Annotated in this window: 11 protein-coding genes; 2 read left to right on the top strand and 9 right to left on the bottom strand. The window is 69.2% G+C overall.

Going from position 1 to position 12,480, the window contains the following annotated elements:
• The first annotated feature begins 4 nt into the window (after nucleotides 1-4).
• Together AL346_RS13625 and AL346_RS13620 are read left to right on the top strand one after the other, a co-directional pair.
• Nucleotides 5-1,471 (top strand): amidase, encoded by a 1,467-nt coding sequence (locus AL346_RS13625; RefSeq protein ID WP_019402433.1) that lies wholly within the window; start codon nucleotides 5-7, stop codon nucleotides 1,469-1,471.
• 35 nt (nucleotides 1,472-1,506) lie between these two features.
• Nucleotides 1,507-2,895, top strand: a complete 1,389-nt coding sequence (locus AL346_RS13620; protein WP_019402434.1) for a M20 family metallopeptidase — start codon at nucleotides 1,507-1,509, stop codon at nucleotides 2,893-2,895.
• A gap of 672 nt (nucleotides 2,896-3,567) precedes the next feature.
• On the opposite strand, the gene AL346_RS13615 is transcribed toward AL346_RS13620, so the two are convergent.
• The 9 genes from AL346_RS13615 to AL346_RS13575 form a co-directional block, all read right to left on the bottom strand.
• Nucleotides 3,568-5,070 carry a tripartite tricarboxylate transporter permease gene (locus AL346_RS13615; RefSeq protein WP_019402435.1) on the bottom strand — a complete coding sequence of 501 codons (1,503 nt, stop codon included), beginning with the start codon at nucleotides 5,068-5,070 and terminating at the stop codon, nucleotides 3,568-3,570.
• A gap of 7 nt (nucleotides 5,071-5,077) precedes the next feature.
• Complete coding sequence (locus AL346_RS13610; RefSeq protein ID WP_026015177.1) at nucleotides 5,078-5,554, bottom strand: tripartite tricarboxylate transporter TctB family protein; 477 nt, start codon at nucleotides 5,552-5,554, stop codon at nucleotides 5,078-5,080.
• Nucleotides 5,555-5,686: 132 nt separating this feature from the next.
• Complete coding sequence (locus AL346_RS13605) at nucleotides 5,687-6,661, bottom strand: tripartite tricarboxylate transporter substrate binding protein (RefSeq protein WP_019402437.1); 975 nt, start codon at nucleotides 6,659-6,661, stop codon at nucleotides 5,687-5,689.
• 258 nt (nucleotides 6,662-6,919) lie between these two features.
• The gene (locus tag AL346_RS13600) at nucleotides 6,920-7,234 is read right to left on the bottom strand and encodes a hypothetical protein (RefSeq protein ID WP_019402438.1); all 315 of its coding nucleotides are present in this window, start codon (nucleotides 7,232-7,234) and stop codon (nucleotides 6,920-6,922) included.
• A gap of 375 nt (nucleotides 7,235-7,609) precedes the next feature.
• Nucleotides 7,610-8,281: an orotate phosphoribosyltransferase gene (locus AL346_RS13595; protein WP_019400631.1), complete on the bottom strand. Its 672-nt coding sequence runs from the start codon at nucleotides 8,279-8,281 to the stop codon at nucleotides 7,610-7,612.
• Nucleotides 8,282-8,311: 30 nt separating this feature from the next.
• The gene (pyrC, locus tag AL346_RS13590; RefSeq protein WP_019400630.1) at nucleotides 8,312-9,379 is read right to left on the bottom strand and encodes a dihydroorotase; all 1,068 of its coding nucleotides are present in this window, start codon (nucleotides 9,377-9,379) and stop codon (nucleotides 8,312-8,314) included.
• A 1-nt stretch (nucleotide 9,380) separates the two neighbouring features.
• The gene (locus AL346_RS13585) at nucleotides 9,381-10,658 is read right to left on the bottom strand and encodes a hydantoinase/carbamoylase family amidase (RefSeq protein ID WP_019400629.1); all 1,278 of its coding nucleotides are present in this window, start codon (nucleotides 10,656-10,658) and stop codon (nucleotides 9,381-9,383) included.
• Nucleotides 10,655-11,626 (bottom strand): dihydroorotate dehydrogenase, encoded by a 972-nt coding sequence (locus AL346_RS13580; protein ID WP_050996447.1) that lies wholly within the window; start codon nucleotides 11,624-11,626, stop codon nucleotides 10,655-10,657. The genes AL346_RS13585 and AL346_RS13580 overlap by 4 nt, the downstream gene beginning before the upstream one ends.
• Nucleotides 11,620-12,462, bottom strand: coding sequence for a dihydroorotate dehydrogenase electron transfer subunit (locus AL346_RS13575; protein WP_019400627.1), 843 nt, complete (start codon nucleotides 12,460-12,462; stop codon nucleotides 11,620-11,622). The genes AL346_RS13580 and AL346_RS13575 overlap by 7 nt, the downstream gene beginning before the upstream one ends.
• Nucleotides 12,463-12,480 lie beyond the last annotated feature (18 nt).

Genomic DNA, 12,480 nt, shown 5'->3' with positions numbered 1-12,480 from the left:
CGCCATGCGCCTTGCTGCAGCGAACCCCACGGGCGACGTCACCGGCAAGGCGCCGGAGCTGTGCCGCCTCGACGCCGGGACGCTCGTCCGCCTCATCGCGCGGCGGGATGTCTCGGCGCGCGAGGTGATCGGCGCCTTCCTCGACCATATCGCGGCGATCAACCCGACCTACAACGCCATCGTGTCCCTGAGCCCGCGCGAGGACATCCTCGCCGAGGCGGATGCGGCGGATGCCGCGCTCGCCCGGGGCGAGGCGGCTGGGCCGTTGCACGGGCTGCCCCAGGCCATCAAGGACCTCGCGCCGACGAAGGGCCTCACCACCACCTTCGGCTCGCCGCTCTTCGCCGATTTCGTGCCGCCGGCCGATGCCATCGCGGTCGCCCGCATGCGCGCCGCCGGCGCCATCATCATCGGCAAGACGAACACCCCTGAATTCGGCCTCGGCTCGCACACCTACAACCCCGTCTTCGGCGCGACGCGCAACGCCTATGCGCCCACGCGCACGGCCGGCGGGTCGAGCGGCGGGGCGGCCGTGGCGCTCGCCACGCGCATGCTGCCCGTCGCCGACGGCAGCGACTTCGGCGGCTCGCTGCGCAACCCGGCCGCCTACAACAACATCTTCGGCTTCCGCCCGTCCCAGGGCCGCGTGCCGAGCCTGCCGGCGCCGGAAGGCTTCTTCACCCAGCTCGGCACCGAGGGGCCGATGGCGCGCAATGCGGCGGACCTCGCGCGGCTCCTTTCCGTACAGGCGGGGCACGATCCGCGCGCTCCGCTGTCGCTCGACGGCGGCGGGCCCGACTACGAAGCCGCGCTCGATGCCGACCTCAAGGGCAGGCGCATCGCCTGGCTCGGCGACCTCGGCGGGCACCTTGCCATGGAGGACGGGATCCTCGCCCTGTGCGAGGGCGGTCTGCGGCACCTTGCCGACGCAGGGCTGATCGTCGAGCCGCATGTGCCGGCCTTCGACTTCGAGGCCCTGTGGCAGGCCTTCGTCGCGCTGCGCCATTTCATGGTCGGCGGCAAGCTGAAGGCGCTCTACGACGATCCGGCGAAGCGCGAGCAGCTCAAGTTCGCCGTGCGCTGGGAGATCGAGGGCGGCCAGCGGCTGAGCGCCTACGCGCTCTACGAGGCGAGCACCGTGCGCTCGGCCTGGTACGCGAGCGTGCTCAGGCTCTTCGAGCGCTTCGACTATCTCGCCCTGCCGACGGCGCAGGTCTTCCCCTTCCCGATCGAGGAAGAATGGCCGAAGGCAATCGCCGGCCGGACGATGGACAGCTACCACCGCTGGATGGAGGTGGTGGCGCCCGTCACCCTCTCCGGCTGCCCCGCCGTCTCCGTCCCCGTCGGCTTCAACGCGGCCGGCCTGCCCATGGGCATGCAGCTCGTCGGGCGGCCGCGCGACGACCTCTCCGTGCTGCAGCTCGTGCGCGCCTATGAGCAGGTCTCTCCCTTCCCGGCGGTGGCGCCCTGAGCCCAGCCGTCTACTCGCAAGGAGTTCCAGCCACCATGACCCGTGAAGCGGCCATCGCCCGCGCCGAAGACTACTTCGATTCCGGAGCCCTCAAGACCGACCTGACGCGTCTCGTCGCCATGCCGACGGAGAGCCAGAACCCCGACCGCGCGCCCGTGCTGCGCGACTATCTCGTCAAGGAGATGGTGCCCGCGCTCGAGGCGCTGGGCTTCGCCTGCCGCCTCCTCGAACACCCCAAGGCGCGCGCCCCTTTCCTCTATGCCGAGCGCATCGAGGATCCCGCCCTGCCGACCATCTTCGGCTACGGCCACGGCGACGTCATCCGCGGCCTCGACAAGGACTGGAAGGAGGGTCTCTCGCCCTGGCAGCTGACCGAGGTGGGCGACCGCTGGTACGGCCGCGGCGTCGTCGACAACAAGGGCCAGCACGTCATCAACATCGCGGCGCTGAAGGCCGTGCTGGAGACGCGCGGCAAGCTCGGCTTCAACGCCAAGTACCTCATCGAGATGGGCGAGGAGATGGGCTCGCCCGGCCTGCGCGAGCTCTGCGCCGAGCAGAAGGAGCTGCTCAAGGCCGATGTGCTCATCGGCTCCGACGGGCCGCGGCTCAATGCCGAGCGGCCGACGGTCTTCCTCGGCTCGCGTGGCGGCGTGACCTTCGACATGACGATCGATGCCCGCGAGGGCGGCCACCATTCCGGCAACTGGGGCGGCCTCCTGTCGGATCCCGCCATCCAGCTCGCCCACGCGATCGCGACCATCGTGTCGCCGACCGGGCAGATCCGCATCCACGAGTGGGTGCCGAAGGAACTGCCTGAGGGCGTGCGCCGCGTGCTCGCCGATTGCGAGGTGGACGGCGGGCCGGACGGTCCGACCATCGATCCCGACTGGGGCGAGCCCGGCCTCAGCCCGGCCGAGCAGGTCTTCGGCTGGTGCTCCTTCGACGTGCTCGCCATGAAGGCCGGCAATCCGGAGACGCCGGTCAATGCCGTGCCGCCCAAGGCCTGGGCGCGCTGCCAGCTGCGCTTCGTCGTCGGCGTCGACCCCGAGGAGGTGCTGCCGGCCCTGCGCCGTCACCTCGCCCGGCACGGCTTCGCGATGGTCAAGGTCGAGAAGAGCCGCGACGAGATCTTCCACGCCACCCGGCTCGACCCGGAGGACCCGTGGGTGACCTGGGCGGTCGGCTCCATCGCGCAGACCACCGGCAAGAAGCCGGCGATCCTGCCCAATCTCGGCGGCTCGCTGCCCAACGACATCTTTTCGGAGGTGCTCGGCCTGCGCACCATCTGGGTGCCGCACTCCTATCCCGGCTGCTCGCAGCATGCGCCCAACGAGCACCTGCCGGTCGCGATCGCGCGCGAGGCCCTCGGCCTCATGGCCGGGCTCTACTGGGACCTCGGCACGGGCAAGACGCCGTCGGTGTGAGGCGACCGGCGAGGAGCCGCCGCCGCGTGATGCCCGCGCCTGTCGCGGGCATCCAGGCCGTGACGCTCGCGCGGGATTGAAAGGCGTGGATGGCCGGGAAAAGCCCGGCCAAGACGGGTGGAGAGGTTGTGCCACGCTCCCCGCTCCGTTTGCGCAGCCGTCTCCACGTCATGCCCGCGCTCGTCGCGGGCATCCCCGCCGTGACACGCGCGCAGGATTGAAAGGCGTGGATGGCCGGGACAAGCCCGGCCAAGACGGGTGGAGAGGTTGTGCCACACTCTTCCCGTTCTATTTGCGCAGCTGTTTCCGCCGTCATGCCCGCGCTCGTCGCGGGCATCCACGCCGCCGACGCTCGCGCAGCGGGGTTGAAAGGCGTGGATGGCCTCCCTCAAGCCCAATCGATGCGATGATGATCTTCATCTTCCCGAACAGCCTTCGGCGATGTCTCCGGGCTGAACAACGAGCCCGGCCGTGACGACCGAGGGGCGACCCGCAGTCGCGCAACCGCGTTTCCGGGACGCATGCAGCGAAGCGGAATGCGCGCCGGGAACCAGCGCAAGAACCTGCCGAAAGCTCCAAATGAACGGGCCCCGGATCTGCGCCGCATCATTTCGTGCTGCAGCGCGTCCGGGGCACAGGGTTCTTCTGCTGGGGAGCCGTGGCCCCTCCCCGTCACGCCGCGTTCGCCGCCGGGCGCCGCATGCGCCGCAGCGCCATGCCGATGAGGGGGCTCAGCACCACGAGGATGGTGAAGACGCCCAGCACGCCGGCGATCGGCCGCTCGAAGAAGGCAATGAAGCTGCCGTCCGACTTGATCATCGAGGTCACGAAATTCTCCTCGATCATCGGCCCGAGCACGATGCCGAGGATGCAGGGCGCGACGGGGATGTCGTTCTCCTCCATGAGGAAGCCGAGCACGCCGAAGGCGAGCATGATGACGATGCCGTAGGCCGTGTTGTTGACGGCGAAGGCGCCGATCATCGAGAAGCCGAGGATGAGCGGCATCAGCACGCGCCGCGGCACGCGCAGGATGACGGTGGCCCCCTTCATGACCGCCCAGCCGAGCGGGATCATGAAGAGATTGGCGAGGATGAAGATCAGGAAGACGGCGTAGATGCTCTCGGGATTGTTGATGAAGAGCGTCGGCCCGGGGTTGAGCCCCTTGATGAAGAGCACGCCGATGACGACGGCGGTGATGGAATCGCCCGGGATGCCGAAGACGAGCGCCGGCACCCACGCGCCGCCGAGCGCCGCATTGTTGGCCGAGGTGCTCTCGACGATGCCCTCGACATGGCCCTTGCCGAATTTCTCGGGCGTCTTCGAGAACTTCTTCGACATCGCATAGGCAACCCAGGCGGCGATGTCGGCGCCCGCGCCGGGCAGGATGCCGACGGCCGTGCCGAGCGCGTTGCCGCGCACCTGCTGGCGCCAGTAGGTCCGGACCATCCCGCCCCAGTTGCGGAAGAGGTTGCCCACGCGGCTCTGCGTCACCTTGAGGTCGGTGGCGCCGTGCACCATGGCGCGCAGCACCTCGGAGACGGCGAAGAGGCCGATCATCGCCGGGATGAAGTCGACGCCGCCCATCAGCTCCGTATAGCCGAAGGTGAAGCGCGGCACGCCGGCGGGGTTGTTGAGGCCGACGGTGGCGACGAGCAGGCCGATGAAGAGGCTGATGAGGCCCTTCAGGGGCGAGACCGCGCCGATGAAGATGGCGCAGGTCAGGCCCAGCACCGCGAGCCAGAAATATTCGAAGGACGAGAACCGGAGCGCCACCTCGGCAAGCGCCGGCGCGGCGACGATGAGGACGGCCGTGCCGAACAGGCCGCCGATGGCCGAGAACAGGAGGTTGGCACCGAGGGCCGTCTCCGCCTCGCCCTTGCGCGTCATGGCATAGGCCTCGTCCGTATAGGCGGCGGAGGCGGGCGTGCCGGGGATGCGCAGCAAGGTGCTCGGAATGTCGCCGGCGAAGATGGCCATGGCCGAGCAGGCGATCATGGCGCCGACGGCCGGCAGCGGATCCATGAAGAAGGTGATCGGCACGAGCAGCGCGATCGCCATGGTCGCCGTCAGGCCCGGGATGGCGCCGATGACCATGCCGAAGGCCGAGGCGAGCAGAACGGATATGAGCACGCCCGGCGTGGCGACGAGCCCGAAGGCTTTCTCGATGGCTTGCATGGGCGCCTCAGAGGAACGGTGCGAGCAATCCGCGCGGCAGCGGAACCCGCATCAGGACGACGAAGAGCTGGTAGATCACGAAGATCGTTGCCGCGCTGACGAGGAGCGCCACCCACCAGCGCACGCCCAGCATGAGCATGCCCCCGACCAGCACCACGGCCATCACGGGGATGAAGCCGATGCGGTCGGCGAACAGGCAATAGGCGATGACGAGCACGATCGTCGCCAGCCCCTTCATCCAGCCGGCGGGCGTGATGCCGGCCATCCTGTGCTCGACATCGACCGCCGCGAGCGAGGCCCTGCGCCGCCAGGCGCCGAAGGCGAGAAGGACGCCGCAGGCCGCGAGCGCGCTCGCGATCAGCACCGGGAAGACGGCGGCGCCGTATTCCTGGCCGGGGATGGCGGGGAAGGACTGGGCGTGAAGGATGACCGTCACCCCGAGCACCGTCAGGATGAGGCCGATGATGATGTCCGATTTGACCATGAACTGCGTCTCGCGGCGCCTGATGAACGGTCCGGGGCGGATCGATGCGGTGGCCCGTGGCATGGGCGAGCCGTGCCACGGGCGACCTCGATGACGCGCCTGAGTGGTGAGGCGCCTGACCCGTCGGGCGCCTTACTTGGCGAGCCCGAGTTCCTTCATGACGGTGCCGAGCGATTCGTTGCTCTGCTTCATGAAGTCGACGAACTCATCCTTGGGGGCCCAGGACACGCCGAAGCCGCGGCCCTTCATGAAGTCCTGGAACTCGGCGCTCTTGTAGATCTTGTCGAGCGCGGCGATGAGCTGGTCCTGGATGTCGGCCGGCAGGCCCTTCGGAGCGGCAAAACCGCGCCAGGCGCCGAGCGTCCAGTCGATGCCGGCCGCTTCCTTCAGGGTCGGCAGGTCAGGGAAGGCGTCGCTGCGCTTGTCGGCCATGATGGCGAGGCTCTTGACGCGGCCTGCGTCGATGAGCGAGCGCGCCTCCGGCACGGAGCAGGTGACGACCTCGACGCCCCCGGCCACGAGATCCTGCAGGCCCGGGGCCGCACCGTTCGACGGCACCCACGGCGCCGCGTTCGGCGGGATGCTGTCCATCGCCAGCATGCCGGCGAGGGCGAGGTGCCAGATGCCGCCCTGGCCGGTGCCCGAGGCCTTGAACTTGCCCGGGTTCGCCTTGATGGCGGCGAGCAGCTCCTTGACGTCCTTGTAGGGCGCGTCGGCACGCACCTGCACGCCGGCGGGGTCGATGTTCATGAGGGCGAGCGGCGTGTAGCTCTCGTAGGTGAGCTGCGTCAGCCCCTGCCAGTGCATCATGCCGATCTCGACGGTGATGATGCCGAGGGTGTAGCCGTCCGGCGCAGCGTCGGCGATGGCCGCGTGCCCCACCACGCCCGAGCCGCCCGTGCGGTTGACGACATTGACCGGCTGGCCGAGTTCCTTCTCGAGGAGCGAGCCGACGATGCGGGCCGTCGCATCGGTACCGCCGCCAGCACCCCACGGCACGATCATGGTGATCGGCCGCTCCGGATAGGCAGCCAGCGCCGCGCCCGGCAGGGCGAGCGTCGCCGCGGCCGCCGCGGCAACAAGCGTTTTCAGGAAGGTCCTGCGCATCAAGGTCTCCTCTCTCGAATGTTTCCGGTCCCGTTGGAGCGGCCGTTCATCGGCTCGCCCTTGTCCATCGCCTTCTGGCGAATTGGTTCTTTAAATCGTTACAATAGGGGAGGCCCGAGGTCGTGTTCAAGCGACTTTCACAAAAATCGCAGCCTCTTGGGTGGGCATCGTCTCCCTTGCGGCGGCGGCGCCAAAACGCAAAAAGCCGCGACCGCGGCAGCGGTCACGGCTTCAGCCGAAGGTGGTGGCCGGGTGCGCTCAGTCGGCGATCTGGCGGAAGGCCAGCTTGTCGAGCGCGGCGACCTTGCCGGCCGCATCCGCATCGCTCGCCGCCGCTGCTTCCTCGAGCATCTTGAGCGTGTTCTCGCGCGCCGTGCGGGCCACCTCGCTCGTGAAGGGCTCGCCGAAATAGCGGTCGATGAAACCGTCGAGCGCGCAGACGAGAAGCTGTCGCACCGCCGCATCGGGAGCGCCCGGGGCCATGTCCTTGGCGCACAATTCTCGCAGGGACGAATAGGTGCGCAGACCCTCGTTCTGCTGGCGGAACCACTCAAGCAACGCGCGCGTGTCCATCGCTCCCTCACAGTGCACGTTAAAAAGGGACGCTATCCCAAAAGACGACACGGATCAAATTTTTTAGACGGCAATCGGCAATCGGCCAGGACGCATGCGCAGCATCCCCAATCGCCCGGGCTGAGCCTTTCCAGCGTCATGGCCGGGCTTGTCACGGCCATCCCATGCCCGCCCCCACGCCGGCACCCGAGCTGGAAAGGCGTGGATGGCCGGGACAAGCCCGGCCATGACGCGCTAGGGACTGCGCATGGCGTGCTGCATGCGGGGCCTGCCGATCGCCCGACCGCCGGTCGCCCAACTACCGATCGCCAGACCGCCTATTGCCGACTGCCGCTTGCCCGACTGCCGACTGCCCACTCCCCACCGCCGCTCTTCTCAGAAATCCGACTTGCCGCCGTGCTTGGCCGACCATTCGGCCGGGGCGTGCAGGAACTTCTCCACCTCGTCGAGGGTGCTCGTGGCGAAGTAGCCGCGCTCGCGCGCCTCGGCGAGCACGTCCCACCAGGTGGCGAGGGCGTGCATCTTGATGCCGTGCTCGGCGAGCGTCGCCGTGCTCTCCTTGAAGATGCCGTAGTGGAAGACGACGAAGGTGTGCTGCACGTCGGCGCCGGCGCGGCGCAGCGCCTCGGCGAAGGCGAGCTTGGAGCGCCCGTCCGTCGTCAGGTCCTCGACGAGCAGGACGCGCGCGCCCTCCTTGATGTCACCCTCGATCTGCGCGTTGCGGCCGAAGCCCTTGGCCTTCTTGCGCACGTAGAGCATCGGCAGCATCAGCCGGTCCGCCAGCCAGGCGGAGAAGGGGATGCCCGCCGTCTCGCCGCCGGCCACCGCGTCCAATGATTCGGTGCCGATCTCGGACAGGATCTGCTCGGCGGCGAAGTCCATCAGCCGCCGGCGCAGGCGCGGGAAGGAGATGAGCTTGCGGCAGTCGACATAGACCGGGCTCGCCCAGCCCGAGGTGAAGATGAAGGGCTTCTCGGCGTTGAACTGGATGGCCTGGACCTCCAGCATCATGCGGGCCGTCTGTGAAGCGATGAATGACTTGTCCATGGTCCCTCGGCCCCCGGTTCGGTTGTCCAATCAGGCGACGGCGGCCACGGCGCTGTCCGCGTCGGCGACCGCCCACGATACCGTCTCGCCGCCACGGAAGACGTGCACCGCCTCGCCTGCGGGAAGAGAGACGTCCTCGGCGACCATCCGCGGCCGGCGCACGAGGGTGATCGTTCCCTCGTTGACGGGCAGGCCGTAGTGGCGCGGGCCGTTGAGGCTCGCGAAAGCCTCGAACCTGTCGAGAGCGCCCTCCTCCTCAAAAACCTGCGCATAGCACGCAAGCGCGACGGGCGCCACGAACAGGCCCGCGCATCCACAGGCCGCTTCCTTGGCGGCGCGGGTGTGCGGGGCGGTGTCGGTGCCGAGGAAGAAGCGCGCATTGCCGGACGTCGCCGCCTGCCGCAGCGCCTGCCGGTGCACCTCGCGCTTGGCGATGGGCAGGCAGTAGTAGTGCGGGCGGATGCCGCCCTGGAAGATGGCGTTGCGGTTGAAGATGAGGTGGTGCGGCGTGATGGTGGCGCCGACGCGCTCGCGCGCGCCCGTCACGTAGTCCACGCCCTCCTTCGTCGTCACGTGCTCGAGCGTGACCTTGAGGCCGGCAAAGCGCTGCACCAGCGGATCGAGCACCGTGTCGATGAAGACCGCCTCGCGGTCGAAGATGTCGACGTCCGGCCGCGTCACCTCGCCGTGGATGAGCAGCGGCACCCCCGCCTTCTCCATCGCGGCGAGCACGGGATGGATCTTCTCGATGTCGGTGACGCCGAAATGCGAGTTGGTCGTCGCATGCTGCGGATAGAGCTTCACCGCGGCGATGCGCCCGTTCTCGTAGCCGGAGACGACATCGGCCGGATCGGTGTCGTCCGTCATGTAGAGCGTCATCAGCGGCTCGAAGCGGCTGCCGGCCGGCAGGGCGGCCATGATGCGCGCGCGATAGGCATCGGCCATCGCCGTCGTCGTCACCGGCGGCACCAGGTTCGGCATGATGATGGCGCGGCCGAACTGCGCGGCGGTGAAGGGCAGCACCGCCTTCAGCATGGCGCCGTCGCGCAGGTGCACGTGCCAGTCGTCCGGGCGGCGGATGGTGATGGTCTCGGTCATCTTACGGCTCCTTCGTCAGGGCCTCATAGAGCAGATCGACGCCGGCAAGGAAATCGGCAATCTCCATCGCCTCGTCCGGATTGTGCGAGCCATGCTCGTTGCGCACGAAGACCATGGCCGCCGGAATGCCGGCATTGGCGAAGACGGCCGCGTCGTGACCCGCCCCGCTCGCGATGGTCTCGGCCGGCAGGCCGAGGCGGCGCGAGGCCTCGACGAGGCGCTTCACCCAGCCTTCGTCCATGCGCCCGGGCGCGGCGTCCTGCCGCCGGTCGAAGACGAACTTCACGCCCCGCTCCCGGGCGATATTGGCGCATTCCGTCTCGAAGAGCACGTAGAAGGCTTCGAGCGTCTCCCGGCTCTGGCTGCGGATCTCGAAGGAGAAGGCAACCTCGCCCGGAATGCGCGTCGTCGCGTGATCCTCGGGATCCGTCGCGACGATGCCGACGGTGACGACGAGGTCGAGACCACGCTCCAGCAGCACGCGCCAGTGCTCGTCGAGGCGCGAGACGAGCTCCGCCAGCGCGAAGACCGCATCCTTGCGCAGCCAGCGCGGCACGGCGCCGGAATGGCCGGCCTGGCCCTGGCACAGGATGCGCTGGTGGCGGATGTTGCCGCGGATGCCGGTGACGACCGCCGTCGGCCATTCGCGGGCGACCATCACCGGGCCCTGCTCGATGTGCAGCTCGAGGAAGGCGGCGATGTCGCGCTTGTCGACGAGGGGCGTGCCCTCCCTCACCTTCTCGACGTCGATGCCGACACCCGCGAGCGCCTCGGCGAGGCTGCGCGCGCCGTCCCGCTGCCTGAGGTCGAGGTCCTGCGGCTTCAAGGCGCCGAGCAAGGCGGAGGAGCCGATATAGGGCTTGCCGAACCAGGGCGATTCCTCGCCGCGCAGGCCGATGACGCGCACGGGCCGCGGCGGCGTGACACCCTCGCTCTTCATGCGCGCCAGCACCATGAGCCCGGCGAGCACGCCCGCCGCACCGTCGAAATTGCCGCCGCGCGGCACGGAATCGAGATGCGAGCCGACGAGGATGTAGGGCCCGGGTGCCTCGTCGGGCAGCGAGACGACGAGATTGTCGCCGGCATCGCGCGCGGCGAGAAGGCCCTCGCGCCCGGCAAGACGCTCCATCACGGCCATCGCCGCCGCCTCGCCCTCGGCGAAGGCCTGGCGGGTGATGCCGACGCCGTCGAAGCCGAGCTGGCGCAGTTCGGCGAAGACCTCCCCGGCCAGCGCCTCCCAGTCGCGCTCGTTGCGCATCGGATGGGCGAGCGGCTTCACAGCACGGCCTCCGCCTCTTCCGGGGCCGTGTTGCCGTCTGCGACCGCGCCGACGAGCGCGTTGACATCGGCGATGCCGCGGCGGGCGCAGAAGGCGGAGAGCCCCTCGATGACGTCGATCATCGCCGTCGGGCGCACGAAGGTGGTCGTGCCCACCTGCACCGCACGGGCACCGGCGAGCATGAACTCCACCGCGTCCTCCGCCGTGGCGATGCCGCCGCAGCCGATGACGGGAATGGTGAGCTTGTCGGCGCACTGGTAGACCATGCGCAGGGCGATGGGCTTCACCGCCGGCCCCGAGAGGCCGCCGAGCACGTTGCCGAGCTTGGGCCGGAAGGTCTCGGTGTCGATACGCATGGCGAGGATGGTGTTGGCGACCACCACCGCATCAGCCCCGCCCGCCTCCGCCGCGCGGGCGACGGCGACGATGTCGCCGGTATTGGGCGTCAGCTTCACCCACAGCGGCAGGGGCGTCGCCTTGCGCATGGCGGCCGTCACGGTCTCGGTCAGCCGCGGCTCCATGGCGAAGGAGCGCCCGTCCTCCTCGATATTGGGGCAGGAGATGTTGGCCTCGATGGCGGCGACGCCGGCCACCGTCAGGTCGCGCGCCATGGCGGCGAAGTCGTCCACCGTCGGGGCCGAGATCGAGACGACGAGCGGCGGCGAGAAGGCCTGGTAGAACGGCACCACGTTGTTGCGGAAATAGTCGAGCCCCTTGGAGGGAATGCCGATCGAGTTGATCAGGCCCTCGGTGGTCTCGCACACCCGCGGCACGGGATTGCCGGCGCGGAACTCGCGCGTGATCGTCTTCGTCACGAAGGCGCCGAGGCGATTGAGGTCCATGACCTTGTCGAGCCCCTCGGCAAAGGTGCCCGAGGCCGGCATGACGGGGTTCGCGAGCCGCAGCCCGCCGACGTCGACGGCGAGGGAGACGGACGAACCGGCGGGAGAAGACACTGCCGTTACCATGAGGTGGCCTCCTTCAGGTCGAAGACGGGCCCGTCCCAGCACACGCGCTTGTCGACGAGTTCGCCGTCGACCTCGAACTTGCGCACGCAGCAGAAGCACATGCCGATGCCGCAGGCCATCTGCTGTTCGAGCGCGACCTGGCCGGCGATGCCCGTCTCCCGGGCAAAGTCCTTGGCGAGGCGGAACAGGCGGTTGGAGCCGCAGGTGAAGATGGCGTCCGCCCTTCCCTCGCGGGCGAGCCCGGCGAGGATCTCCCGTACATTCTCGGGCGCGCTCGAACCGTCGCTGTCGAGGACGGGGCGTACGTCCGCCCCGATGGCGCCGAAGCGGTCGGCGGACATGACGAGATCCGGCCGGCGGGCGCTCAGGATGGCGGTGACGCCGATGCCCTTCCGGGCCGCGGCCTCGGCGAGCGGGGCGAGCGTCGCGAGGCCGACGCCGCGGCCGAGCACCACGATGTGGCGCCAGCCGTCGTCGAGCGTGAAGCCGACGCCGAGCGGCCCGAGCACGCGGAAGGGATCGCCCGGCTTCAAGGTCGCGAGGGCGCGGGTGCCGAGGCCGGCGACCTTGTAGAGGAATTCGAGCGTGCCCGCCTCCGGGTCAGCCTTGTAGGTGCTCATCGGCCGGCGCAGGTAGGGCTTGTCCTCGCTGCTCGCGGGGCACAGGAGGTGGAAGAACTGGCCCGGGGCGGCGAGCGTCGCCGGCCTGCCGGCGCGCAGCACGAGATGCCGGTACTCGTCGTTGACGGCCGTGTGGCTCAAGACGATGGTTTCGGCATCGGCAACGGGGGCATCGTTCGCGGTCCATGCAGACCGCGTCTCACAGCTTTGCAGCATGTCTTTCTCCCTGGCTTG

It is taken from the genome of Chelatococcus sp. CO-6 (genome assembly GCF_001271345.1).
GTDB classification, from domain to species: domain Bacteria; phylum Pseudomonadota; class Alphaproteobacteria; order Rhizobiales; family Beijerinckiaceae; genus Chelatococcus_A; species Chelatococcus_A caeni.
The sequence above is the reverse complement of the archived record's forward strand: the minus strand, read 5'-3'. Positions and strand labels throughout refer to the sequence as shown.